This is a genomic window from Streptomyces sp. NPDC039480, assembly GCF_055597165.1.
The window spans coordinates 273,179-298,057 of sequence record NZ_JBVITX010000008.1; the positions used below are offsets into that span (position 1 = coordinate 273,179).

Here is a 24,879-nt window from a genome sequence, read left to right on the forward strand (position 1 = left end):
CAAGGGTAGGGCTCACTCTCGAAGCGTGCAGCGTTCCCGATCACGCTGTAACGGGCAGCGCCTGCAGTCGCTCGCGAAACTCGCGGATGGCGGGCACTGACTTGCGTGGCTCGAGCCGCTCGGAGAACTCCTTCAGGCGGTCCAGGGCCCGGACGGAGGTGACCTTGTCTTCGAGGAGCCCGGCGCCGTAGTTCGCGGCGTCGAGCGCCCCGTCGAGATCGCCACCGGCAAGTCGGGCCTCGGCCAGACGGCTGGACCGCACGGCCTTGTCCCGGGGAGCCGCCTTGCTGATGGAGTCTTCCAGGGAGCGCGTAGCGCGCTCGACTTGGCCCGAGCGCAACAGGACCTTGCCCTCGGTCGACCTCAGTTGCGCCTCGCCGAACCAGGCGAGCCAGTCCGGATTGTCCTCCACCGTGTGACGCTCCCAGAGGGAAGCAGCGCGATTCAGCGCCGTACCGGCCCTCTGATGATCGCCGTCGCGAGACAGCGCTTCGGCCTTGTGCAGGTAGAGGAAGGATTGCGTATAGGGCGACAGCGTTCGAGGCGCGTTGTCCAGGGCGGTCGTGATGAGGTCGACCCGCTCAGCGGTCCGGCCGGCCTCGGAGACGTGCACGCCCATCTCCGCCAGGACGAAGGCGCCGAAGGCGTCGTCACCGGCCGTACGAGCGCTGCGCAGAGCCCCGACGTAGTACTGCTGTCCGGCGGACCGCAGTCCTGAGTCGTAGGCCATCCAGCCGGACAGGTGCGACACCCGGGCCGCAAGCGCGTACAGCCGGACGCGGACCCTGTCCGTGTACCGGCCGGCACTGAGGAGACTGGTGATCAAGCTGAGGTCACCGCGTGCTTGCTCCAGAAGCCGAGCGCCCCCCAACTGGTCGTCGAGCGTGCGGAGTGTGCTGATCCGCTGTTCAAGGGTCGAGACCATGTTGTCGGTGACCTGATCGCCGTTGAGCGCCGAGGTGAACGCTTCCGGTGCTTCGACCCAGCTCGCCGCCAGCCCTGTCAGGGCGGCACCAGTGATGGTGAGGAAGCCTCGGCGATCCAATCGGCCACTGCCCACCAGGTCAGTCAGCGCCTCGACGGTCCCGGCTTCAGTCCATGGGGCAGTAAGCCCCATCACTTCCCACACGGGCAGCCACTGCGGCCATCGTTCCGCCTGGACCTGCGCGAACGGGACACGAAGAAGGTCGGCGAGCACACGCTGGGCATCCCCGTCCGGTTCTTGTCCCTGCTCCCACTTCCACACCGTTGTCCGGTTGGTCGCAAGCGAGATGCCGAGCAGCGTCCCATGCGACCGCATGAGGCGGGCGAACTCGGCCTTCCCCCATCCATGCGACTGGCGCACGAAGGTCAGCGGGTGCACTGCTAACGGTTCACCCGGCACGTCATCACTCCCGTCATCCCCTTACGGCGTGGTCCGGAGGCTACTGCGCGTACAGGTCCGCGGAAGGGCGTCCCCAAGAGAAACCCCCAAGAAACGTTCCGGGCTCGCGGGCCACGGCAGTTGACTGTGAAAGCCGCACCGAAGCTTCGAGAAGGTGCCGCTCCTGCACAACCACCACGTACGGCGGCTCCATCACCGTCCCCCGTCGGAGATGGAGCCGCTCCCCACCCTCCCGGAGGCGTCTGCCATGCCTACGCTCCTCTCACGCTTCGCCCTTGCTGGTGCGGAGGACGAGGTGTCGCCCGCCCGCCACAAGGTTGTTGACTGCGTGCGGGCATGGGGTGTCGCCCTGAGTGACGAAGTGGCGGACACGATCCGGTTGGTTGTCTCTGAGTTGATCAGTAACGCGGTGATCCACGGAGCAGGGCCTGTCACCGTCGTGCTTCACCACCGCCCCGGCAGGTTGGTGATCGTCGTGTCCGACCGTGACCAGCAGGCGCCGGTGGCGAGTTGTGCGGCCGAGGGCGACGAGAGCGGGCGTGGTCTCGCATTGGTGGCTCACTTCGCGGTGCGCTCAGGCTGGGAGCCCCTCGCGCATGGCAAGAGAGTGTGGGCGGAGATCGAACTTCCGAAGCCTCCACCGGCCATCCGCGCGGCGGTTCTCCGCGCCTTCTTCGCGGTCTGCCCGCGGCATGGGACCGGACCCGCACTCCAGCCACTGGCCCGAACGGCGGCCTGACCAGCCTGTACCCATACGCCCAGACCTATCCGGCCCGCAGCAGAGCCGTCAGTGCCTGCCCGCGAGTGCCGCATCGCGTTCTCCCAGCTTCAGGCTGCCCACTGACCGCCGCTCCCACGTAACCAACATCTCCCACGGGCGTGGGAGCGGCCTTTGAACCCTCGCCGGATTCCTGGCGAGGGATCCGAACAGGAAGGAGCAAGAGGTGGCAGAGACCATTGCACCGCCTCCCACGAGGAGCGGCCTTCTGGTGGCGGTGGAGGAGCTGACCGCCGTCCACGACCGGTACGACAGCCTCCGGTCCGACAACCAGGGGAGCTCCGGAGACGCCCCGTGGCCCGGCGGTGACGGCAACTTGACCGACGTCGCATAGCACCAAGCGGCAGGGCGAGCTCGGTGCTTCGTGCTCGCCCTGCCGCATCTGGACCACATGGACGAACGCATGAGGAGGCAGCAATGGAACACCAGTTGATCAACGCCATCGAGGCGGCGCTCGGGTGGAACGGGCCCGGTGAACTCGGCAAGGGATTCGCCCGGGGAAGCATGGGCGACGGCGGCCTCACAGCACGCATCCTGACGCCGAACCGCCTGCTCGACATCGCGATGCGCAGGAGCCTGAACCGCCCGCAGTTCCGGTGCTTCCAGAAGGGCGAGGAAGTCCACCCGGCCATCTACTACACCGACGTCGTCAGCCCCCGTGGCCAAAGCATCCCCACGGTCAACATGCGCAGCCTGGGCAGGCTGCTCGGAGAAGGGGCCACGCTCATCCTCGACCAGCTCAACGTCTTCGACCCGACCATGGAGGTCGCCTGCCGGGCACTGCAGTGGTGGTCCCACGAACGGGTACAGGTCAACGCCTACCTGACGACGAACGACGCCTCCGGCTTCCCGCTGCACTGGGACGACCACGATGTGGTGGTCGTCCAGCTCGCGGGAGAGAAGGAGTGGGAGGTACGCGGGACTTCCCGCGCGGCTCCCCTGTACCGGGACGCCGACCCCAACATCACCCCGAGCGAGGAGATCGTCTGGTCCGGTGTCATGCGGACCGGCGACATCATGCACATCCCCCGAGGACACTGGCACCGGGCGACCCGGGCCGGCAGCGGCTCAGGGAAGAGCCTCCACGTGACCTTCGGCATCACCCAGCGCACGGGGGCGAGCTGGATGGGATGGCTGGCCGACTGGTGCCGCGAGCAGGAGATCTTCCGACGAGACCTGGACCGTAGTCCCGGAGCCAGCAGCGAAGCCCTGACGGAGGCCGCCCTCCAGCTGATCAGTGAACGCACACCCGCCGACTTCCTGGCCGCCTACGGGCAGCAGACGACGCTGCCCCGCCACGTGCCTTACCTGGACATCCTCGGCCCGCTGGAGGCCGCGGTGTGCACCACCCGCTTCCGCCCCGAGATCAAGGAGCACGGCGACACCGTCGACGTCCTGGCCTCAGGCAAGAAGCTCACCCTTGCGTCCAAGGCCCTGCCCGCGCTGCGTCTTCTGCTCAGCGGCCGGCCGGTCCCGCTCGACCAGGCGGCGGCCACCGTCGGGGCCGAAGTGGCCGAGGTCGCCGAGATCTTGGTGAAGGAGGAGATATGCGCGACGCTCACTGCCGAATTGTCCTCGGGCTACACCGGTCTCGTCACGAACGCCGTCTCCTGACCGGCGCGCTGGACCTCGGCGTCACCGCGCTCGACACCAGCTCCAATTACCTCGGTTTCCGCTCGCACGAGGTTCTGGCGCGCGTGGCCGGGGATCTGCTGCCGAGATTCACGCTCTCCACCAAGGTCGGCTATTTCCCGGGGGCAGACAGGGCGGAGCCCTCCCTCGACCCGGCGCGGCTGCACGTAGCCGTGGAACAAGCGGTCAAGGGTCTCGGGCGAGAGCCGGACCTGATCTTCCTGCACAACCCGGAACACACCCTCACGGGAGCAGCGTCCCGCGACCGATACGCACTGGCCCAAGCGTGCGCCGCGCTCGACGTAGCCGCGTCGAAAGGGCTGTGCGATGCCTGGGGCGTTGCGTCCTGGGATCCCGCGCCACTGGTGGACTTGGTCGACGTAGCCCTGCCGCGGCCCTCGGTCCTCATGGTCCGCGCTGGACTGCTGGTCGGGACCAGGACGCTCGACGCAGCCGATGCCGTTGCCGCAGCATGGGGCCTCGGCAGCGACAGGGTCTGGGGGATGAGCCCCTTCGGGGGCAGCACCCGCGCTCCGGTATGGGACCGGATCAACCCTGGTGTCTTTCTCCGGAGCGGCGACCACGTAACCCGTGTGCAGGCGGCCTTCCGAGCGGCGTACGACCTTCCGAAGGTCAGCACCATCGCCGTGGGCACGGAGGAGCCTGCCCACCTAGGCGAACTGGTGGGCGCCCTGGCCAGCAAGGTGGACGAGCGGGCCGTTCGCGAGTACCGGGACCTCATCCGGTCCCGGTCGCGTGATCAGTCTGCTTGAAGCTCCGTGACGACTCGCTCCACCATCTGGCGCGCGGGCTCCAGCCGGGGGTCCTGTGGGTGCGCGTGTGGCCCAAGGATCTTCGAACACGCGAAGAGCGTCATCAGCTTGCCGTCCCGGCTCTCGAAATCGTGGCGTCGCTCGTGCCACACACGATCGGCCAGAGCAGGGACGGCGAGCGAGCTGCCCCACAGCGAAGCGGCATCCAAGCCGCGCGGCGCGTTGCCCCAGTCCTCCCAGTCGAAGAGAGAGAACGTCGGTGCGGTCATGTTGGCCCAGTTCAGGTCCGCGTGGGCGGGCACCCAGCGCTCGACGGTTGTGTCGAGGTCGTGGGTGGGGGCGACGCTTCGGACGGCTTCAGTTACGAGAGCCTGCGTGACGGTGACGGTGTCCGGGGTGGCGATGCGCCGCGTTTCCTGGGCCGCGAGCGCGTCCAGCGAGGCTTTGAACGCTTGCCACCACGAGTCCTGCAGCCTCGGGTCTTCGCTGAGGATCGCGTTGCCGATGGGGGGACCCGGCAGGAGATCGGTCTCGTCGGCCCGCCACATCACGGGTTCGTCCGCGTCCCGCCAGACCACGCACCCACGCCAGATGGGCTGGGCAATGCCTTCTAGACGTGCGGCGCACTCAGTGCCGTTCCAGCCCTGCACACCGATCTTGTCGAGCCCGCGCCTCTCGACACGGATCCATGTCCGCCGGTCAGTACGCGCTCCGACCGAGCGGCGTTTACGTACCACCGTCTCCCGGCCCAGCTCGACTTGAAGGGATCGCTCTACGTGATCGAGAACGATGTCCACCGATTCAACTCGCAAGTCAACGGCGCGTGCCGAAGGTGCCGAGAGCGTCATGCGGGCGACCGTAGCACCGGCACGACCAACTCCATGCCCATCTCAGCGAACACAGCAGGCCCGGGACAGGGGCGTTGATAGCGCGACATGGCCACGACCGCAGCCCCCTGCTTGACCAGCATCCGGCTCGCGACGACGCGGCGCTCCGGCCAGTGGTGGAGGACGCGGCGATGGGCCGATGGGAGAGCGCCCGGGATCTGCTCGCCGCGACGGGACCGGACTGGGACCGGAGGATCTTCCGCCTACAGATCCTCGCCGAAGCGGGGGCGCGGCTCAGGTTCGCCGACACCTGGGCCAAGGCCGAGCCCCGCTCTCCTCATGCCCTCGCTCTCCTCGCGAACGTGCAGGCCCTACGCGCGATGATCACCGGACGCAGTGCCGGACGACCTCTGATGGAGGAAGCCTGGTCCACCTGTCACACCGCTCTGGACGCGTGGCCCCAGGACGTGGCGCCGCTGGTCGTCATGCTCGCGCTGCTGCGTACCCACACTCCCGACCGGGACGTGCTCGGCCGAGTCTGGGAGGAGATCAAGCAGCGCGACCCATGGAACCGCGAAGCACACCACGAGGTCGTCACCTACCTTTCCCCCCGCCATCACGGCGTCCAGGGCGAGGCGGCGTGGTGGGCTGAGGAGCAGGCATCCATCGCTCCCCAAGGCTTGCCCGTCGCCGTCCTCCCCCTGGTCGTCCTCGCGGAGGCACACCGGTCCCGCCAGGAGCAGGACCAGACGTCATACGGCCTGACGATCCACCCATGGGTCGACTGCCCGCAGATCGATCCGGTGCTGGAGCGCTGGTGGCGCTACCGAGCACCGCAGCCTCACGCCTGCTTTGCCGACGACGCCAACTACCTCGCCCACGCCCTGTCGTTCGCGAACCGCCACCACGAGGCGCTAGAGGTCTTCGACGCGATCGGCCCGTACGCCACGCAAGTGCCGTGGTCGTACTGCGGCCAGCCCCGCGAGCTGTTCCTGCGGCACCGCGGCTGGGCCTACAGCCCTCCGCGACGCCGACACCGCTGAGCATCCGAACCATCCCCCTTTCACGTACGAAGGACGGAACCCCTGTGCCTCTCGATGTCTCCCGCGTCTCCGATGAGGAACGCCTCAAGCAGCTCGGCTACCAGCAGACGCTCTCTCGTTCGATGTCCGGCCGCGCGAACTTCGGCGTCAGCTTCACGATCATCTCGATCCTGTCCGGCTGCATGACCATGTACGGCTACGGCATGAACACCGGCGGCCCGGCGGTGATCATGTGGGGCTGGCTGTTCGTCGGCCTCATGACCCTCTTCGTCGGGCTGTCGATGGCCGAGGTCTGCTCTTCTTATCCCACCAGCGCCGGCCTGTACTTCTGGGCGCACCGCATGGCTCCGAGACGCTCGGCGGCGGCCTGGGCGTGGTTCACCGGATGGTTCAACACCCTCGGCCAGATAGCCGTCACCGCGGGCATCGACTTCGGCGCCGCCAACTTCCTCAACGCCCTGCTTGATCTCCAGTTCGGATACGACGCCACACCAGGCCACACCATGACGCTGTTCGGGATCATCCTTGCCTTGCACGGCGTCCTCAACACCTTCGGTGTACGCATCGTCGCCGCCCTCAACGAGGTGTCCATCTGGTGGCACATCCTCGGCGTCGTCGTCATCTGCGGCGCCCTGGTCCTCATCCCCGACCACCACCAGTCGGCCCACTTCGTCTTCGGCGAGTTCGTCAACAACACCGGCTTCACCTCCAGCACCTACGTGGTGCTCATCGGGCTGCTGATGGCGCAGTACACCTTCACCGGCTACGACGCCTCAGCCCACATGACCGAGGAAACGATCGACGCGGCCACCGCCGGCCCCAAGGGAATCGTCCGCTCGATCCTCGTCTCCCTCGCGGCCGGATTCGTCCTCCTCTTCGGCTTCACCTACGCCATCGACTCCTACACCGGCGCCCTCGAATCGAGCACCGGCGTGCCCCCGGCCCAGATCCTCATGGACGCCCTCGGCGCGGCGGTCGGCAAGTGGCTGCTGCTCGTCATCATCGTCGCCCAGCTGTTCTGCGGCATGGCATCTGTGACCGCCAACTCCCGGATGATCTACGCCTTCTCCCGCGACGGTGCGCTGCCCTTCTCCCGGACGTGGCACAAGCTGCACCCCGGCACACGCACCCCCACCAACGCCGTCTGGCTCGCCACCGGCGGTGCCTTCGTCCTCGGCCTGCCCTACCTGTGGAACAGCACCGCGTACGCGGCCGTCACCTCTATCGCGACCATTGGCCTCTACATCGCGTACGTGATCCCCACGTTCCTGCGGCTGCGCCTGGGGAGCCGGTTCGAGCGCGGCCCCTGGCACCTCGGCTCCTGGTCCACCACGGTCGGCACGATCGCCGTCGCGTGGGTCGTGGTGATCACGGTGCTGTTCATGCTGCCGCAGAGCTCCCCAGTCACCGCGGACACCTTCAACTACGCGCCGATCGCGGTCGGGGTCGTCGTCGCCTTCTGCGGTACCTGGTGGCTTGCCTCAGCCCGCAAATGGTTCCTCAACCCAGCCCACCCCCGCAACGCCAGCCCCGCTCATGAGCGGGAAGCGGCGCGCTCGTAAGCCGCGGCGGAGGAGGAACGGCTATGTTCAGCCCGCTTGTGCGGTCAGCGCCGGCGAGCAGCACCGTTCGCCGGCCTGACACCGGGTGCGCTGGCGCCGGGGACAGGGTTCTGCAAGGTGGCCTGAGCGCGAGGGCCGGGGGCGTGACGTTGGCCGAGGCGTTGGATGCGCCAGGTCAGGGCGCGGGCGGGGTTGCGGGCGTCGTCCAGGGTGCGTTGGCTGACAGCCTGGTCGAGGACGGTGGCCGCGTTGTGCCCTGCCTTCTCGGCCTCGGCCAGTACTGCGGCCAAGGCATCCCAGGCGGCGTCGTCAAGGATGCGCTGGGCGTAGGCGGGCACCGCCTTGTGGACGTACTGGGCGAGGCGATGCTTGGTCTGCAGGGTGGGTGCGTGGCGGGCGAGGCTGTCCAGCACCGGTGTGGCGATCTGCGCGTACGCGGTCTGCAGGTGGAGGAGGGCCTGTTCGACTGCCGCCTCTTGCTGGGCGTGCTGGCGGGTGCGGTGCCAGTGCCGGGCGAAGGCGACCGCGGTGAGCGCGGCGTCGATCAGCATCGCCAGGCCGGACCCGTCGCCCACGGATGCGGGGTTGCGCCAGATCGCCTGGACGCTGCGGCGTAGAACGCGGGCGCTGGCGTCGTCGGCGGCGATGCGGGAGCGGGTGGCGCGCTCGAACGCCGCGGCGGCCCGTTCCAGTTCGCTCCTCACCCCGGCCGGTGCGGTGAGTGGCAGCAGGTCCAAGGCGGCGCCGAGTGCGACGAGCTGGCCTTGGGCGGCGGGATCGTCACCGTGGGTGAGGTGGTGGGGGATGCGTTCGGTGGCGGCGGTGGCCTGGTGCCACGGATTGCCCGGCGGGATGGGGGCGGGCGCGGGGTTGGTGTGCGTGAGGCGCTGGCGGATCTTGGGCAGGGAGAGGTCGCCGGCGAGGGTGGAGCCCGCGTACCAGATGGGTTCGTCCTGCTTATTGACGTCGCCGGGCAGAGCGACGTTGTAGCCGATCACGTCGCCGGACGGCTCGGTCTTCGGGCGTACGTTCACGCCGGTCGCCCCCAGGAAGGCGAAGAACTCAGCTTCGCTGGAGGCGGCGGCCACCGCGCGGCGTACGCGCAGGCGCAGGATCTCGCGGGATGTGGCGTCTTGGCCCAGGCGCTTGGCCTTGAAGTGCTCTTGGCTGGTGGGGCGCTTGGCGGCGGTGCCGTCGCCCGGCTTCAACCGCCGCAGCCCGTAGCCGATTTCGATCTGGCGGGCCTCTTTCTGGACGGCGCGTTGGTCGTAGTCGCGCTGGGGGCGTCGGCCGTCTTGGCGGACGAGGGTGGCGGCGATGTGGATGTGGTCGTCGGCGTGGCGGACGGCGACCCAGCGGCAGGCTTCCTCGTCCCCGTCGGGGGCGAGGCCGGCGGCGGACACGATGCGGCGGGCGATGTCTGCCCACTGGGCGTCGGTGAGGATGGGGTCTTCGGGTGCGGCGCGGACGGGGCAGTGCCACACGGTGTACTTGGGTGCCTTGTCGCCCAGCATTTTCACGGGCTGGTCGAGCTGGGCGGCGAGCTGCCTTTCCACCTCCTTCGGGTCGCGGTGGGGGCTGCGGCCGGGGTCGGGGGCGAAGCCGTTCCAGGAGGCCACCAGATGCGGGTCAGTGTGCTCGTTGGCCCGGCCCTTGCCGAAGAGGTAGCCGATCGTGCGGCGGGTGGCCTCCGGACCCCTGCCGAGGATGATCTTGGGTATCACCGTCTTACCGGCCCTCTGTGATCTGGGCGACGGCGGTGTCCACGTCGGCGATCGACGCCTCGACGCGGTCCAGGAGCCGCTGGACGGTGTCGGACTGGGGCCAGGCGCCGTCCTTGTTGAGGTGCCAGGTGAGCTGGTTGAGGTTGTTGCCGATCTTGCCCAGTTGTCCGTTGGCGGCCATCAGCGCCTTGACCATGGCGCGGTAGTCGGCGACCGCGGCGGTGGGGTCGTCGGAGCGGGCGGCGGCCAGCGAGCACTCGGCGACGTAGCCGCCGGGCTGCATGCGGCTCAGGGCGGCGGCGTTCTTCACGAGGGCGTACTCGTCGTCGTTGTAGCGGGGATGGACGCGGTGCTCGCGCAGCTGCTTGTCACGCAGACGGCGACGCGGTGCAGGCTGCTGCGGCGCGTTCGACGACGGCTCGCTTGTCCCTCCCTCGATCGGCTCCCCCGGGCCGGCCGACTCCGGTGCCCCCTCGGCGCCGGGAGCCTCCGCCCCCTGTGGGGCGGAGGCCGGGTAAGGACTCCTTACCCGACAACTTGCTCCCGCTGTAGGGCTGGTGGGGTTCTGGGGATGTGCGTGGTGGGTGGGGTTTCGGTGGTGTTGGTCGGGCATGGGGTTGGTCTCCAGGGGTGGGTAGAGGTGTGGTGGTACGTGCGGTCGTGGAGCAGGTTCAGGGAGCCGCTGCGTATGCCTGGCGGATGCGGTGAGGAGCACCGTGGTGAAGGCGATGTGGCGGTTGAGGCAACGGAGTTGAGTGCTGCAGGGCGGGGAGCGGGGTGGCGGCGAAGCTCCGTCGGCGGCGCCCGGCGTTGGCGTGTGGCGTTCCGCCAACGCCGGGCGTTCCGTCTTGGCGTTTACGCGGCGGTGGCGGAGTTGTTGGCGGAAGCGAGTTCCGCCGTGGCGGCTTTGGCGACCTCCCTGGCGCGGTCCTTCTGGATCGTGTAGCCCTGGTCCCTGACCGCGTCCTCCAAGCTGGTGCGGGTGACTGTGCCGAGCTCGGCGCCGATGGCGCGGGCCGTTGCCCACAGCACCTCGTCGGGGACGGTCTTGCGTCCGCTCTTCTTGGGTTTCGCCTTGGGCCGGGGCGTCACGGCGATGGCGGCTGTCGCCTCGGGTTCGGGCGCGTCGGTGGGGGCGGTGGCGTCGTCCGTGTGCTGTCGGCGGTCTTGGCGGCTTGGCTGTGGCGGGGCCGGTCGTACGAGCGATGTGGCGGATGGCGTTTCCGCCACCCGCGCTTCGTTGTCGGCGGCGAGGTGGCGGTTGATGACGAGGTAGAGGTGGACGGCGCCGGCGAGGGCGAGCGGGGCGATGGCGGACAGGGCGCCGACGGTGGCGTTGTTGAGATAGAGGCGGGTCTGCTCGTTAAGACGGATGGCGTGCAGGGCGTTGGCCCAGATGCTGGCGAGTGTGGCGAGTCCGACGAGTGCCCAGACGTACAGGCGGGAGGGCCACGGGGCGGTGCGAAGGATCAGCAGGGCGATCACGCCGATGGCGATGAACCCGTCGATCACGAGAGGGAAGAGATAGGTGAGTACTCCGCGGATGTGGGCGGCGATGGCCATCTGGCGCAGGGCGTCGTAGGACAGCAGGAAGCCGAAGACGGCGAGCAGGACGATGCCGACACGGATGCTGCGGCCGCCGCGCACGGCGGCCGGGGAGACGAAGGAGGGGAAGCGCAACGCGAGGGACTCCTGGGCGGGGAGTTGGGGCTGGGGATCTGGGCGGAGGGGTTGTACACGTGGACCCGGCTGAGAGGTCTCGTGCGTGATGGCTTGGGTGCGCGCACGGTCGCGTGATCCGTCTGACAGGGACTTCTCTGTGACGGCAGATGCTGCGAGCGCCTTGCGGCGTCGCTACGCGTACGGGCACGTCAAGGGGAGACGCAGGGACGCCGGAGGTGCCGGGGCGGATTCGTACCTCCGTGGGCTGGCCTCAGTCGAGCTCGTCGACGGCATCCCATAGCTCGTCTTGTTCGTCCTCCACCTGTCAGATGACCTTCGTGAGCTGGCCGTCAGCGACCTTCAGGCCGTGGACCGCCCGGATCTCCCATTCGATCTCGGCGTCATCGGCGTCACCTGTCCGCATGACCACGCCGCGGGCGATGGCCAAGAGTTCGGCGTTCGAGGCGTGCGGAGGTTGACCAGCGCGTCGAGGAGCCGACGGCTCCTTCGGGTTTGGTGCAGGTTCGGATGAGCGGTGTGGTGCCCCGCTCTGGGGGTGGACGTCCTCCGGGGCGCGTTCGTGTGCCGGATGGTCTTTGTTGTCGTCACGCGGACGGTGACCGGAATTCGGTTCCTGCGGTGTCCGGGCAGTGGTGGAAGGTGGCTCCGGTAGCTGATACGAGACGGGTTCCGGGCGATCGGCGGTCCGATCGACGAGCTGATGGAGCTGACGCATGAGGATGCCGAAGGCCAGCAGTGCGGCGGCCGGGGGAACCACGGTGACGACGTAGTCGACCACGGACACGCTGCCGGTGTGGTCCACGCTGCTGACACAGGCCACGTTGAGCGCGATGGAGCCGACCGCCCCGGTGACGGTCAGCGCGACAGCCCAGCGGTCCGTGACCCGACGCAGGCGCGCTCGGAGCATGAGCAGCCCGCCCGCGACGATGACCATGTACAGGGCCGCGGGCCAGGCCCAGCGGTGAATGGGAGAGCCGTCGAGGCCGTGTGTTCCGGCGACCTCGGCGAGGTGTGCGTACGAGAGCCAGAATCCGCCGACGGCGGGGGCGACGACGGCAAGCGCCGTGATGAGCGCCAACCGCTCGGGAGCGTGCTTGGGCATCAGCGGTGCTCCCACGGGGTGACGTGCCCAGCTCTGGTGCACGGCCGTGCGAAGAAGCGGGTGGGCAGATGTGGGGTGTTGAGCAATGGGAGTTCCTCCAGGGGTAGGGGGGACGCGGTTCAGGCGGCCGTACATCGTGCGAGCTGGGCGGTTGCGAGGTCCACGCGGCTCGGGTGGGGTGTTACGCGCGGTGCGTTGCCCCGGGCACGGCCGTCGAGGCCCACGCGCCTGCTGCGGCAGGGCTGGCCCTTGGCGGCGTGGCACCACGGGCACGCGATGGTGAGGGCATCGGGGTGTCCTGCGGCGACGGCGGCCTCGCGGGCGGCTCGGGCCGGCCGGTAGCGGGCGAGCTCGGCGCGGACGGCGGGCGGGATGCACGAGCCGATGGCACGCAGGCGGGCCTCGACGTCGGGGTACGGGCTGCCGCTGGTGAGCTGCCGGTGTGTCGAGGGCGCTGCCGCACCGACGGCGACCGCGTGCCGGGCGCCGAGCAGTTCGGCGCGCCAGGTGGTCACATCGTCCGGGTCGGCAGCGGGGGTGGGGTCGGTGTGCCGGTCGAGGAGGTCACGGCGGTGGGCACGCCACGTGCGGGCGACGTCCACGGGCAGGATCGGGTACGGGGAGGCGAGGACGTGGGCGCGTATCGCCTCGCGGACATCCCAGCCGTGGTCGGTGGCGAAGGGCACGTCGCTCAGCAGCTCGTGCCATTGGGCGATTTGGTCGCGGGCCTCACCGGAATCGGTGCGGATGGTGCGGGGGTCCAGTCGGCCGATGTAGGCGAGGACGGCGGCGATTTCGCGGGGCTCCAGGGTGCTTCTCCTTACGTTCGGGTCGGCTAGTCGAGGGCGGCGAGCAGGGCAGCGGTGTGCTTCTCCGCACGGGTCATCCCGGCGGGCCCGGCAGGGGCCTCGCCGCCGGGCAGGGCGCGCAGGTGCAGACGCCCGGGAGTGGGGGTGTGTTCGCGAGTGATCCATGCGCGCCAGTCACAGGCCCAGGCGGCGGCGGTGCGGGGCGCCCATGCTGCCCGGTACGAGCGCCACTTCTCATCGGCGATGCGCAGGCCGCGCTCGCCGAGCCGGGCCCGTTGCCCGTCCTGGTCCAGCCAGGCTTGGGTGGCGTCATCGATCTGCCACTCGGCGGCGGAGATGAGCGAGGCAGAGCTGCTGCTGCTCTTACCGTTCACCTTCGGTTCACTACTGTTCTGGGGGCCGGAACCTGCGCCCCCGTCGGGCCCGATTCTGCTCCCCCCAGGGGGCGGAATCCGCTCCCCGGGGCTGTTCTCCGGTCCCCCTGCGCGGGTGGGCAAAGGGGCGGATTCCGGCCCTGCTGCGGTTAGCTGCCCGCCATCCTCTGCGTCCTGCTCGGCGAGGAACCGGGCGGCGTCGGGGAGCTTGTAGTACGTCTCTCCGCGAGGCCCCTTCCGGTCGTCGAGTCGTTCCAACTCGCCGTCGTCGATCAGCTTGTGGAGGGCGTCGCGTACGGCGGTACGGGATGCGTTCGCGCGCTTCATGAGGGCGGGCACGGACGCGTAGGCGATGCAGCGGTGATCGAGACAGCGGTCGGCGATCAGGGCGAGGACCAGGCGGGCGGTGCCTTTGCTGCGGCTGTGATCCCACACCCAGGTTCGGGCGTCGTGGCTCATCGGGTGGCGGCTCCTAGGGCAGGGGGGCGGGGTAGGGGTGTGCCCCTTTTTGGGGGCGAGGAGAGGGTGCGAAGGCCCCGGCTCGGTGTGTCGGCGGGGCCCGCAGGGTGTGCACGAGGGCTTCCTGGTCCCGGCGTTGGCACACCGGGATTCCCAGGCGCCCGGGACCGGCGTTCCCGGGGCCTGACAAGAAAGCCACACCCACCCCGCGCAAGTCCAGCATTCCGCCGAGAAAGCGCACAGCTGACGGCGAACACGTCCCCGCGAGGGGGAGGAAAACTGTAAACCCAGTTCCCCGGTTGCCGAAATGGCCCAGGAATTCGAAGAGGTGCAATAGGGATAAGTCGCCATGCTTCGGCGAGGCGGTTGCGCCCACGCCTCGCGGAGCTGGACACGTGCTCTGACCAGGCCAGACGGTCCTGTAGTGAGCGTGCGCGCATGCGGCCGAGAGATCTGGCACACGGTACTTGGGAAACTGGTATTCCTGCGCTGTGTTTCGCCATTGTCCGGCTGCGGTGCGACGGCCTGGAAAATGCAGGCGGGAACATAGCAGACGATCCCCGGTTAACCTAACCGTGGATCGAGAGCTACAACAGAGGCGTGAACAAACGCCCCTTGGAAATCCCTCCGACCGCCTGGTGCGCCATCTGGCCTATCGGGCGCTTCCGCGTCCCTGCCCGATTCAGCCAGCAACTGGTTGACCACGCAGCCGTGTTGGGCCGCCTCGCGGCCCGCACGACGCCCCTGCGCCTCGAATGCTGACGAACCCGGCGCGAGGCTGACGAGCGCGTCGCCACGGCGGCCGCTCTCCGCAGCCGCGCGCAGCCCTCGCCTGACGAGACCGGGTAGCGCACCAGCCCATCGACCCGCTCCCACCCCGCGGTCCGCAACTCCCCAATCCCGCCTGCCTCTTCGCACCCCGGCGAAGTGGCAAGCCCTCGCCCCTGCCAAAGGAACACCCGCTTGACGTCCCCGCCCCGCCGCACCACCGACAAGCTCACGGTCGACGAGTTCTGCGCCGACCTGCGCATATCCCGCTCCACCTTCTACGACTGGCGCAAAAAGGGCCGAGCCCCGCGCTGCATCCGCATCCCCAACGGCGCCCTGCGCATCCGCCGCAGCGACTACGAGAACTGGCTGACCGACTGCGAGGACCACGCTTGAGCAACCGGTCCTTCAAGGTCCGCTTCTACGACACCGAGGTCTACAAGGGGAAGCGCAAGACCACCTACACCGTCCGCTGGTCCGTCGAGGGCAGACGCCGCGGCCGCAGTTTCGCGACGAGCGCGCTCGCAGAATCGTTTCGCGCGACGCTGCTCGTCGCCGCCAACAACGGCGAGCCCTTCGACCTCGACTCCGGCCTCCCACTCTCCCACGCCACCCCGGAAGCCGAGCTCACCTGGTACGAGTTCGCTCTCCAGTACGTCGACGCGAAGTGGCCCCGCATCTCGGCGAACAACCGCAAGAACACCGCCAAGGCCCTCACCAAGGCCACCCTCGCCCTCCTGCGCGCCGAACTCCCCGACCGCTTCGACCCGGTCGAGGTGCGCAGAGCCCTACGCGAGTACGCCTTCAACAAACTGCGGCGCGCCGAAGCCCCGCCGGAGACTCGCACCATCCTGTCCTGGATCGGTCGCAACTCCCTGCCCATGACGGCCTGGGAGAACACCAAGCACGTCGACCGCGTCATGCGCGCCCTCGACACCTTGCTGGACGGCAGCCCGGCCGCCGCCAGCTCGGTCAAGCGCGAGCGGCGCATCCTCAACGTGGCGATGAAGTACGCCGTCCGGCAGAAGATCCTCACCGCCAACCCGCTGCCCAAGGGCAGAGACGAGGACGCCGCCCCCAAGGTCGCCGAGGCCATCGACAAACGATCCCTGCTCAACCCCGGTCAGGTCGCCGCCCTGCTGACCTGGATCGCCGGCCGCCCCCGCACCGGCCACCGCCTCCACGCCTTCTTCGCCACCCTCTACTACGCGGGCCTGCGCCCCGAAGAAGCCGTCGCCCTGCGCGTCAGCGCGGCCACACTGCCCGCACAGGGCTGGGGCGAACTCCTCGTACACACCGCCGAACCCGAGGTCGGCAGCCAGTGGACCGACGACGGCCAGGTGCACGAAACCCGTCACCTCAAGGGCCGCGCCGAAGGCGACACCCGCGTCGTGCCCGCCCACCCCGCCCTCGTCGCCGCCCTCCGCGAACTGATCAAGGAAGACGACCTGAAGCCCGGCGACCTCATCTTCCCCGGCGAGAAGGGCGGCCTGCTCGCCGGATCGGTCTTCCGGCGAGCCTGGAACAAGGCCCGCAAGGCCGTCCTGCCCGAGCACGAGTACAACTCGCCCACCGGCAAGCGCGTCTACGACCTGCGCCACACCTGCCTGACCACCTGGCTCAACAACGGCATCCCACCCGCCCAGGTCGCCGAGTGGGCAGGCAACAGCGTCCCGGTCCTGCTCGCCACCTACGCGCGATGCATCACTGGCCAGCTGACCGAGCTTCAGCAACGCATCGAAGGTCCCCAACGCCTCCCCGGCATAGGGCACGCCACGCGGCTGCCCTCAGCTGCACCCAAGGCGCCAGCGGGCAGAGCCCGTTGAAACGCCCGCAGCGGATGACATCGCCGACTCAGTCGGCGATGTCATCCGCTGCACCCGCGTGGGACGGCGGCTACCGCCGGCAGACGGATGCCACCGCGGAGCTCCCCAGGCTGTGGCAGGTCCATCCTGCCTCCGCGTCCCAGTGCAGGACCTGTGTGTGGTCTGTCAGACATCCGACCCAGACGCCAGTCACACCGTCAGGCACTTCCGGGGAACGATCCGGAAGAAGGTCATCGCGCGTGAGCCGGTGCCAGGCCGACGACCGCATCCAGGTCAGCCAGAAGAAGACCTCGCGCCGCGCTCGGCGAGGATCCGCTCGGAGCAGCTTCGCGGCCAGGTCGGGGTGGAGCGAGAACTCAACTTCCAGGAGGTCAACAAGGTCCGTGCCTGCATCAGCGTTCCTCGGCCCCGACGGCGTCGGGAGTGGTTCTCGCCAGACCATGTTCCTGGCGAGCGCGATCTTCTCATCTACTGCCTTGCGAGCACGTTCGACGATCTCGGACTCAGTCAGCCGGTCAGCGAACTGGGCGCGCATGAATTCGGCCTCCCGCTGCTCATCTTCCGCTCGTTGCGACTCCAGGCGCGCAATGAAGCGGGGGTTGACCGACCATTGCACCGGCCCCAAGCGTGGCGTGTCAGGGCTGGTGGGCGTTGCTGAGGGCTTCCTTCCTTCTTTGGCCTGCTGCTTCTTCTCGCGCCGTTCCGCCCTCTTCCTTTCGTCCTCTTCATCGAACGCAGGCATGTCGTCGTACCCGAAGATCACGCTGACGCTGATAGAGCCCTCTCCGTCGCTACTTGGCTGCGCCCAGGCAGAGTTGATGCCAGCTCGACGCAGCGCTCCGTACGGACAATTAGGATCATAAAAGGGGTTGGAGAAGCAGGAGGTCCCCATGCCGAGATCCGACACGCCCTGACGTTCGAGCTCCGCCAGGGCGGGGGTGATCATCTCGAGGAATTCATTGGAGTCACGGGCTCCTCTCTTGCTGCGAGGCGCTTTAGCCTTCGCGGTGCTGTGGACCATGACGTGCCAGCGGTCACGCAAAGTTGGGGCCCGGCGCGGTGCCACGTAAGGGTCCCAGTCTCGGTGATTGCGTTCGGCGACCCTGCTTGTGGCGTGCGTGACTTCTAGCGCACCGTCCTGTCCCTGGTGGAAGTCGTATCGACCATTGGTAGGGGTGCCCATGTCATGGAAGTCGCCACATTCGACGCACCGGTCGTACGGCTCGAGTATCTGGCCAGTCACGTACTCCACACTGCGTGCCGCGTCGAGTTCACTCGCACTGGTACTGGACGGCATTACGACGCTCCGGACGAGTTTTGAGATTCCCAGGGCAATACAGGCTGGGCGGGGAGTCGAGACAGAGTGAGCAGGAGGTCATCACGGCGAAATTCGACGCTGGCTGCCAGCAAGATGCGAGTGTGCTTGTCGAGTGCAACGAGCAGATCCTCTGGGAGGCCGACTGCGACGGGAATGTCCCAGGCATTCTTGAGGAGGGCGTCCAACTCATGCTCCTCTACTGGCAGGTGGACGTGAATTGACCACGGCTCAACTGACTTCATCCGCCCGCGGACGGAGCGGCCACGTCTGCCTAGGAGCCGATTCCCTGACAGCTGGAGGGCGCGCAGGACCGTCATCTCTGAGACAGCAGTGATCAAGGTGCCACGATTCTGCGGATCCATGCTCGCTCAGCCCTCTCTGCCTGGCGCATACATCATCGTAGGCAAGCCGTCCCGGCCCGGACGATCGGTTTTTAGTTGGTGAACTGGCCACCGGGCAGCCCAGTCCCCAGAGTCCGTCCACGGGCCCCCTTGACTGCCCGCAGCTCTGCCTTGCGGCGCAGGCCAGGAGGTGTCGTTGACGCTCTGGTCTGGCGCGGCAGGGTCAGTTGGCGATGTCGACGCCGTACCCGCGGGCGAGGTCGGCGAGTCCGTGGTCGTAGCCCTGCCCGATGGCGCGGAAGCGCCAGACGGAGCCGCGGCGGTAGATCTCGGCGAGGAGCAGAGCGCGTTCACTGGTGGCCGCGTCCAGGGTGGCCCGCGTGAGCGCTGCGGCACTTTCGCCAGGCGCGGCGGCCACCTGGACCGCGCCGGCGTCCCCGAAGGTCATGTTCCCGTCGACGGCGGCCGCGACCACGACCTTCCGCGCGGCCGGCGGGAGCGAGGCGAGGTCGAGGGCGATGGTCTGTTCGGCCGGGCCGTCGGTGAGGAGGCGGACCGTGCCGCCGGGGTTCTCCGGGGAGCCGTAGAAGACGAAGTCCTCGTCGAAGGTGACCTGTTCGTCCTCGTCGAGTACGAAGGCGACGACGCCGACCTCGCAGCGCTCCTGCGGCGCCCAGGCCGCGGTGACCTGCCACTGGGGTGCGGGAGTTCCGGTCGGCGGCGCAGGCAGGTCGATGACCCCGCCGCGGGGCAGTACACGCGGGGCTTGCGACCGCTCGACGACGGCCGCCTCCGTGGCTTCCGTCGTCACCGCCGCCTCAGCCTCAGTGTGTCGCTCCGGCGTGCCGACAGCGACCGCTGGATCGGCGAGCCACTGCTCGTCGCGCGCCGGGACCCCCAACTCCGCGATCCGACGCATACGGCGATCGTTCTCCCCGCCGGTCAGGAAGACAACATCGGTGACGCTGCGCGAGAGGTTGACGGCGGCGGAGCCGCCCAGTTCGACGACGCGGCTGCGGGCGGCGACCGCCTCGGGGTGAGCGCCTCCCAGGACGAGCACCCGCCGCCCAGCCAGCGGCCTGTCCGCCGACGGGGCCGGTGCGCGTTCCGGCGGGCGAGGAGCCGGGACGACCGGCGCCGACGCACGCGCGGTCTCCGGCACGGAAGCGTCGGTCTTCGGTACGGGCGCCTGATGGAGCACCCCAGGCCGTACGTCCCCGAGCAGCTTGAGGAAGGTGTCCTCGTCGATGACCGGCACCCCCTCGGCAACGGCCCGCCGGGCCTTGGCCGAACCGGACGCGGAGTCATTCGTCACCACCACGCTGGTGTGCCGGCTGACCGAGGACATCATGTTCAGCCCGGCCGCCACCGACCGCGCGACCAGCTCGGCGCGCGAGGTCGCGGTCTCTCCGGTGATGGCGATCTTCATCCCCTGGACGAGCGGGCCGCCCGGCTCGAGCCGCCCCGGATTGCGGTGTGCACACGGTGTCTTCGGCGGCTTGGGTGCGAACCGCGGGTCTTGCCGGGGCGGGCACGCCACCAGCGGCAGCGGCAGATCCAGCCGGGCCGCCTCCTGCAACGTCGCGCGGAAGATTTCCGCGAGCACTCGGGTGTCGTCCAGCGCGTCGTGCGCTCGTGCCTGCGGTACCCCGTAGTGGGCGGCCAGCGTGCCCAGCTTCATGTCTTCGATGGGCGGGTCCACCTGCCGGTTGAGTGCGAGGGTGCAAAGCCGCCGCGCCACCGGCAGGTGCAGGCGTGCCCGCGCGAACTCGTGGGCCAGGAAGTCGTAGTCGAACTGCGCGTTGTGGGCCACAAGCACCCGGTCCTGCAACAGTGCCCCGATCTGTTCGGCGACCTGCTCGAAGGCCGGAGCCCCACGCAGCCGCTCGGCGGTCAGGCCGTGTACGTGCACGGGCCCGGGGTCACATCCGGGGTTCAGCAGCGTGGAGAACTCTCTGCTCACCGTCCGCTCCGATGGTCACCACAGCGATCGACAGCACACGGTCCCGTCGGGGGATGAGCCCGGAGGTCTCGACGTCCACGAGTGCCCAGTCGAGGGCGTAGTCGCGCATGCCGGGTATGGGCGGGTCGAGAGCGGGGGACCGGAGAGGCATGACGGTAAGGATGGTGCGGAATGGGTCATTCCATCAACCTGGGTTCCGCTCTGTCCCGGTATATGGCAAGCGGCGATGGTCGATCTAGCAGGTCGGCTGCAAGAGACCGCACCCCAAACTTCGGGAAGTTTTCGGGAAGAACACCCGCCAGAACCCGTGTGGAACCGCTCCCAGCCGGACTGCCGCCCTCTCGGGCGAGGTGTCCGCCGAGGCGTACGGAGCCACTACGCCGCACTGGCTAGCCTGCCCCTGACCAGCAAAAAGACCCTCCCATAGGGAGGGTCGAACGCCGCATGATCAAAAGCGCCCCCGGCAGGACTCGAACCTGCGGCCAAGCGCTTAGAAGGCGCCTGCTCTATCCACTGAGCTACGGGGGCCGGGTGTGGCCGGGTGGCAGGGGGTTCGGATGTGGGGTGATCCGTGACCTTGCCGGGGACAAGGATAGGGCTCCCGGTGCCCTGTCCCTGGTGCTTCGCCTCCGCGCCGTGATGTGGAGGTTCGGTGAAGCGGTCCTGATAATCGCAGGCAGGTGCGAATCTCGCATCGCTTTTGGCGCCTCGCGCCCCGGGTGTTGTGCACTCGTTATGCCTGCGCCCCAGTCGCCCCTTCCATCCCCTGTGTCCGATCGGCGCGCAGAGACGGCCATATGCTTCAGAAAGCCGCCAAAATTGGGCATTCTTCGCATGTGGTGACCTTGGACGTACGGCCTCAATTGCTTGACGCACTCTCCGCCCTGCGCGAGCGTGTAGCCGCCGCACGCTTTCCGCTCCCCCTGCCAGGGGCGCCACGCGCGCGTGCCAACCGGGACGAGTTGCTGGCACAGCTCGATGACTATCTGGTGCCCCGGCTCAGGGCCCCCGAAGCGCCCCTGCTCGCCGTCATCGGCGGATCCACCGGCGCCGGCAAGTCCACCCTCGTGAACTCCCTGGTGGGACGGCAGGTCAGCGAGGCGGGTGTGCTGCGGCCCACGACGCGTACGCCGGTGCTCGTCTGCCACCCGGACGATCACCACTGGTTCTCGGGGATGAGGATCCTGCCCGACCTCACGCGCGTGTGGGTGCCCCGGCAGGACCCCGGGGAGGGCGGCGAGGGGGACGACGAGGGCGACGGCGAAGAGGACGTACAGGCGCTCGTCGGCGAGGACGAGCGGGCCCTGCGGATCGAGACCGCGGCCAGCCTGCCGTGCGGGCTCGCGCTCCTCGACGCCCCCGACATCGACGCGCTCGCCGCCGACAACCGCGTCCTGGCCGCCGAACTGATCTCCGCGGCCGACGTGTGGGTCATGGTCACCACCGCCTCGCGGTACGCCGACGCCGTGCCCTGGCATCTCCTGCGTACCGCCAAGGAGCACGACGCCACCCTCGTCACGGTCCTCGACCGCGTGCCCCACCAGGTGGTGACCGAGGTCTCACGGCATTACGGGGCGCTGCTCGCCAAGGCCGGCCTCGGCGACGTGCCGCGCTTCACCGTGCCCGAGCTGCCCGAGTCCGCGGGCGGCGGCGGGCTGCTCCCCGCCACCGCCGTCGCGCCCCTGCGCGCCTGGCTCACCCACCGCGTCCAGGAACCCGCGGCCCGCGCCCAGGCCGTCGCACGCACCGCGCGTGGCGTCCTGCGGTCCCTCGACTCCCGGCTGCCGGAACTCGCCGGCGCCGTCGCCGCCCAGTACGCCGCCGCGCTGCGGCTCACCTCCGCCGTCGACGACGCGTACGAGAACGAGCACGCGCGCGTGCACCGCCGTCTGCAGGCGGGCGGTGTGCTCGCCGGTGGCGCCCTGAAGCGGTGGCGCAGCTATCCGCTCGACTGCGGGGCCGGGGAGCTGCTCGACGCCATCGCCGAGAGCCTGGAGGCGCTGCTCCTGTGCGCCGTCACGGCCGCCGACGAGCGCATCGACGAGGCCTGGCGCCGTGAACCCGCCGCGGGCGCGCCGGGCCTAGCCGACCGCGACCCGGAGGCGGAGAGCGCCGAGCACCGCATCGGGATGGCCGTCCGCAGATGGCGGCGCGTCCTGGAGGAGTACGCCGAGGACGAGGTGCGCGGGCTGGAAAGGGTCGACAAGAACGCCCTTCCCGACCCCGAAGTCGTCGCTGCGCTGCTCGCCACGGCGCTGCTCGGCGGGCGCCGGGCGCGTTCGGCCGGTGAGGTGCTCGCCGAGCGGATCGGCGCCCAGGGCGCGGTCCGGCTCCTCGACCGGGGCGGCCGTCTGCTGACCGAGTACCTGGAGAAGGTCCTCGCCGCCGAACGGGAGCGGCGGCTCGCCCCTCTCGACGCCCTCGAAGTGCACCCCGAACCCCAGGCCGAGCTCATTGCCGCCCTGTCCGTACTGCAGAAGGAGAGGTGACCGCGGTGACCGCCGTCACTGATCACGCCGACCGCGCCGATCACCCCGAGCACAGCGACCACGGCGACGACCACGAGAAGCGCGACAGGCGCATCAAGCGCGAGGAGTCCTCCAGCGGTGGCCGTGAGGGCGAAAGGGCCTGGGACGACGGACTGATCGCGCGACGCGTCGCGGGCGGCCCGCGGGGCTCGCGCACGGGCACGGGGACGGGCACGCACAGCGGTGCCAGCACCGGTACCGACACGGGAATCCGCTCGTACGCTCCCTCAGGAAGCCCCCCTTCTTATGAAGGGCCCCTGCGCACCCGGCTCGACGCGCTCCGCGAACTCGTCGGACTCTCCCGCACCCGCCTCGACAGCGGCACGCTCGCCGAGGCCGGCCGCATCCTGGACGAGGCGGCCGCCCGGCGCAGACTCTCCGAACGGCACACCGTCGTCGCCATCGCGGGCGCCACCGGAAGCGGCAAGTCCACGCTCTTCAACTCACTCGCCGGGGTGATGATCTCCGACACCGGCGTGCGCAGGCCCACCACGGCCGCACCCATCGGATGCAGCTGGACGGACGGTGCGGCGGGGCTTCTCGACCGGCTCGGGATCCCCGGGCGCCTGCGCCGCCGGCCGCTCCAGGGGCCCGGCGCCGACGAGCTCCAGGGGCTCGTCCTCATCGATCTGCCGGACCACGACTCGGCGGTCGGTGAGCACCGCGAGCAGGTCGACCGCATCCTGGCCCTCGTCGACGCCGTCATCTGGGTCGTCGACCCCGAGAAGTACGCCGACGCGATGCTCCACGAACGCTATCTGCGGCCCATGGCCGGGCACGCCGAAGTCACCTTCGTCGTGCTCAACCAGATCGACCGGCTCCCCGGAGACGCCGCCGACCAGGTCCTCGACGATCTGCGGCGACTCCTCGACGAGGACGGCGTCGCGCTCGGCGAGCACGGGGAACCGGGCGCCACAGTGCTCGCGATCTCCGCGCTGACCGGCGAAGGAATGGGCGAACTGCGCGAGACGCTCGGCCAGTTCACCCAGGAGCGCGGCGCGGCGGCCCGCCGCATCTCCGCGGATCTGGACGCCGCCGCGGAACGGTTGCGTCCGGTGTATGTCTCGGGGGCGCGCGGCGGGCGGAACCGCGGGCGGATCGGGCTCAGTGAGGAGGCGCGCGAGGAGTTCGCCGACCGGCTCGCGGACGCGGTCGGGGCGACCGCCGCGGGGGAAGCGGCGGAGCGCGCCTGGCGCAGGCACGCGGGCAAGGCGTGCGGCGACCCCTGGCTGCGGCTGTGGCGCCTGTACGAGGCCCGGCGCTCCCCGCAGGGCGTCCCCACGCAGACCACCCACGTACCCGCCGACGAGGAGGTGACGGCGCGGCAGCGCGTGGAGCAGGCCGTGCGCACGGTCGCCGATCAGGCGGCGACGGGCCTGCCCGCGCCCTGGGGGCAGGCGGTGCGGGAGGCGGCGGTGCGCGGCGCCGTGGGGCTGCCGGAGGCGCTCGACGAGCTTGCGGTGACGGCGGGCGTGCCGACCGGGCGGCCGCCGCGGCCCGGCTGGTGGCCGGTCGCGGTCCTCGCCCAGGCGGCGATGACGCTGCTCCAGATCGTGGGCGGCCTGTGGCTGGTGGGGCAGATCATCGGGATCGCCACGCCGAACCTGGGCGTGCCGGTGCTGCTGATGCTGGCGGGGATCGTGGGCGGCCCGTGCGTGGAGTGGCTGAGCAGGGTGGCGGCGCGGGGGCCCGCGCGCCGGTACGGCTACGACGCGGAACGGCGGCTGCGGGATGCGGCCGCCGGGTGCGGGCGGGCGAGAGTCCTCGACCCGGTGGCGGCGGAGCTGCTGCGGTATCGCGAGGTCAGGGAGCAGTACGTGCGGGTGACGGGAGGGCGTTCCGCGATGGTCTGACGGGCTGCGTGCTCCCCCCAATGGCCTGATGCACGTCCCCATGCCCCGATGGGGTGACGGAGTTTTCCACAACCGGGTGGTTGCCCACAGGGCTCAGCGGGATCGGCGCGGCCGGTGCAATCTGAGATCGCG

The 24,879-nt window shown here is 69.6% G+C and carries 19 protein-coding genes, 1 tRNA gene and 1 pseudogene; 10 read left to right on the forward strand and 11 right to left on the reverse strand.

What is annotated here, in order from left to right:
- Positions 1-40 precede the first annotated feature (40 nt).
- Positions 41-1,384 carry a transcriptional regulator gene (locus ACZ56E_RS25400; RefSeq protein ID WP_471217555.1) on the reverse strand — a complete coding sequence of 448 codons (1,344 nt, stop codon included), beginning with the start codon at positions 1,382-1,384 and terminating at the stop codon, positions 41-43.
- A gap of 247 nt (positions 1,385-1,631) precedes the next feature.
- On the opposite strand from ACZ56E_RS25400, the gene ACZ56E_RS25405 reads away from it, so the two are divergent.
- The 4 genes from ACZ56E_RS25405 (at position 1,632) to ACZ56E_RS25420 (ending at position 4,567) form a co-directional block, all read left to right on the forward strand.
- On the forward strand, positions 1,632-2,123 hold the full coding sequence (locus ACZ56E_RS25405; RefSeq protein ID WP_471217558.1) for an ATP-binding protein: 492 nt from the start codon (positions 1,632-1,634) through the stop codon (positions 2,121-2,123).
- Positions 2,124-2,328: 205 nt separating this feature from the next.
- Positions 2,329-2,496 carry a hypothetical protein gene (locus tag ACZ56E_RS25410; protein WP_471217560.1) on the forward strand — a complete coding sequence of 56 codons (168 nt, stop codon included), beginning with the start codon at positions 2,329-2,331 and terminating at the stop codon, positions 2,494-2,496.
- Positions 2,497-2,579: 83 nt separating this feature from the next.
- Positions 2,580-3,776, forward strand: coding sequence for a JmjC domain-containing protein (locus tag ACZ56E_RS25415; protein ID WP_471217563.1), 1,197 nt, complete (start codon positions 2,580-2,582; stop codon positions 3,774-3,776).
- Positions 3,710-4,567: an aldo/keto reductase gene (locus ACZ56E_RS25420; protein WP_471217565.1), complete on the forward strand. Its 858-nt coding sequence runs from the start codon at positions 3,710-3,712 to the stop codon at positions 4,565-4,567. The genes ACZ56E_RS25415 and ACZ56E_RS25420 overlap by 67 nt, the downstream gene beginning before the upstream one ends.
- Here ACZ56E_RS25420 and ACZ56E_RS25425 read toward each other — a convergent pair.
- Entirely contained in the window at positions 4,555-5,415 is an 861-nt protein-coding gene (locus ACZ56E_RS25425; protein WP_471217567.1) for a hypothetical protein, read from the reverse strand. The genes ACZ56E_RS25420 and ACZ56E_RS25425 overlap by 13 nt on opposite strands.
- 170 nt (positions 5,416-5,585) lie before the next feature.
- On the opposite strand from ACZ56E_RS25425, the gene ACZ56E_RS25430 reads away from it, so the two are divergent.
- Together ACZ56E_RS25430 and ACZ56E_RS25435 are read left to right on the forward strand one after the other, a co-directional pair.
- On the forward strand, positions 5,586-6,437 hold the full coding sequence (locus ACZ56E_RS25430; protein WP_471217569.1) for a hypothetical protein: 852 nt from the start codon (positions 5,586-5,588) through the stop codon (positions 6,435-6,437).
- Positions 6,438-6,481: 44 nt separating this feature from the next.
- On the forward strand, positions 6,482-7,999 hold the full coding sequence (locus tag ACZ56E_RS25435) for an amino acid permease (RefSeq protein ID WP_471217570.1): 1,518 nt from the start codon (positions 6,482-6,484) through the stop codon (positions 7,997-7,999).
- 44 nt (positions 8,000-8,043) lie between these two features.
- Here the strand turns inward: ACZ56E_RS25435 and ACZ56E_RS25440 are convergent, their stop codons facing one another.
- The 6 genes from ACZ56E_RS25440 to ACZ56E_RS25465 all read right to left on the reverse strand — a co-directional run bounded on the left by ACZ56E_RS25440 (position 8,044) and on the right by ACZ56E_RS25465 (position 14,150).
- Positions 8,044-9,723, reverse strand: a complete 1,680-nt coding sequence (locus ACZ56E_RS25440; RefSeq protein WP_471217572.1) for a relaxase/mobilization nuclease domain-containing protein — start codon at positions 9,721-9,723, stop codon at positions 8,044-8,046.
- A 4-nt stretch (positions 9,724-9,727) separates the two neighbouring features.
- Complete coding sequence (locus tag ACZ56E_RS25445; RefSeq protein WP_471217782.1) at positions 9,728-10,162, reverse strand: plasmid mobilization protein; 435 nt, start codon at positions 10,160-10,162, stop codon at positions 9,728-9,730.
- A gap of 416 nt (positions 10,163-10,578) precedes the next feature.
- Positions 10,579-11,403, reverse strand: a complete 825-nt coding sequence (locus ACZ56E_RS25450) for a DUF2637 domain-containing protein (protein WP_471217574.1) — start codon at positions 11,401-11,403, stop codon at positions 10,579-10,581.
- A 307-nt stretch (positions 11,404-11,710) separates the two neighbouring features.
- On the reverse strand, positions 11,711-12,508 hold the full coding sequence (locus ACZ56E_RS25455; protein WP_471217576.1) for a DUF2637 domain-containing protein: 798 nt from the start codon (positions 12,506-12,508) through the stop codon (positions 11,711-11,713).
- 119 nt (positions 12,509-12,627) lie between these two features.
- Positions 12,628-13,317 carry a zinc finger domain-containing protein gene (locus ACZ56E_RS25460; protein WP_471217784.1) on the reverse strand — a complete coding sequence of 230 codons (690 nt, stop codon included), beginning with the start codon at positions 13,315-13,317 and terminating at the stop codon, positions 12,628-12,630.
- Positions 13,318-13,343: 26 nt separating this feature from the next.
- The gene (locus tag ACZ56E_RS25465) at positions 13,344-14,150 is read right to left on the reverse strand and encodes a helix-turn-helix domain-containing protein (RefSeq protein ID WP_471217582.1); all 807 of its coding nucleotides are present in this window, start codon (positions 14,148-14,150) and stop codon (positions 13,344-13,346) included.
- A gap of 963 nt (positions 14,151-15,113) precedes the next feature.
- On the opposite strand from ACZ56E_RS25465, the gene ACZ56E_RS25470 reads away from it, so the two are divergent.
- The gene (locus ACZ56E_RS25470) at positions 15,114-15,314 is read left to right on the forward strand and encodes a helix-turn-helix transcriptional regulator (protein WP_471217584.1); all 201 of its coding nucleotides are present in this window, start codon (positions 15,114-15,116) and stop codon (positions 15,312-15,314) included.
- On the forward strand, positions 15,311-16,744 hold the full coding sequence (locus ACZ56E_RS25475; protein WP_471217586.1) for a tyrosine-type recombinase/integrase: 1,434 nt from the start codon (positions 15,311-15,313) through the stop codon (positions 16,742-16,744). The genes ACZ56E_RS25470 and ACZ56E_RS25475 overlap by 4 nt, the downstream gene beginning before the upstream one ends.
- Positions 16,745-16,814: 70 nt before the next feature.
- On the opposite strand, the gene ACZ56E_RS25480 is transcribed toward ACZ56E_RS25475, so the two are convergent.
- From ACZ56E_RS25480 to ACZ56E_RS25490, 3 genes and pseudogenes are all read right to left on the reverse strand, one after another.
- Positions 16,815-18,041: a hypothetical protein gene (locus ACZ56E_RS25480; RefSeq protein WP_471217588.1), complete on the reverse strand. Its 1,227-nt coding sequence runs from the start codon at positions 18,039-18,041 to the stop codon at positions 16,815-16,817.
- Between the two features lie 585 nt (positions 18,042-18,626).
- Positions 18,627-20,517 (reverse strand): annotated as a pseudogene (locus ACZ56E_RS25485) (TerD family protein).
- 304 nt (positions 20,518-20,821) lie between these two features.
- Positions 20,822-20,894, reverse strand: a tRNA-Arg gene (locus ACZ56E_RS25490).
- A 269-nt stretch (positions 20,895-21,163) separates the two neighbouring features.
- On the opposite strand from ACZ56E_RS25490, the gene ACZ56E_RS25495 reads away from it, so the two are divergent.
- Both ACZ56E_RS25495 and ACZ56E_RS25500 read left to right on the forward strand, forming a co-directional pair.
- A complete protein-coding gene (locus ACZ56E_RS25495) occupies positions 21,164-22,855 on the forward strand; it encodes a dynamin family protein (RefSeq protein WP_471217590.1) in 1,692 nt (563 codons plus the stop codon).
- 5 nt (positions 22,856-22,860) lie between these two features.
- On the forward strand, positions 22,861-24,747 hold the full coding sequence (locus tag ACZ56E_RS25500) for a YfjP family GTPase (protein ID WP_471217592.1): 1,887 nt from the start codon (positions 22,861-22,863) through the stop codon (positions 24,745-24,747).
- Positions 24,748-24,879: the final 132 nt, after the last annotated feature.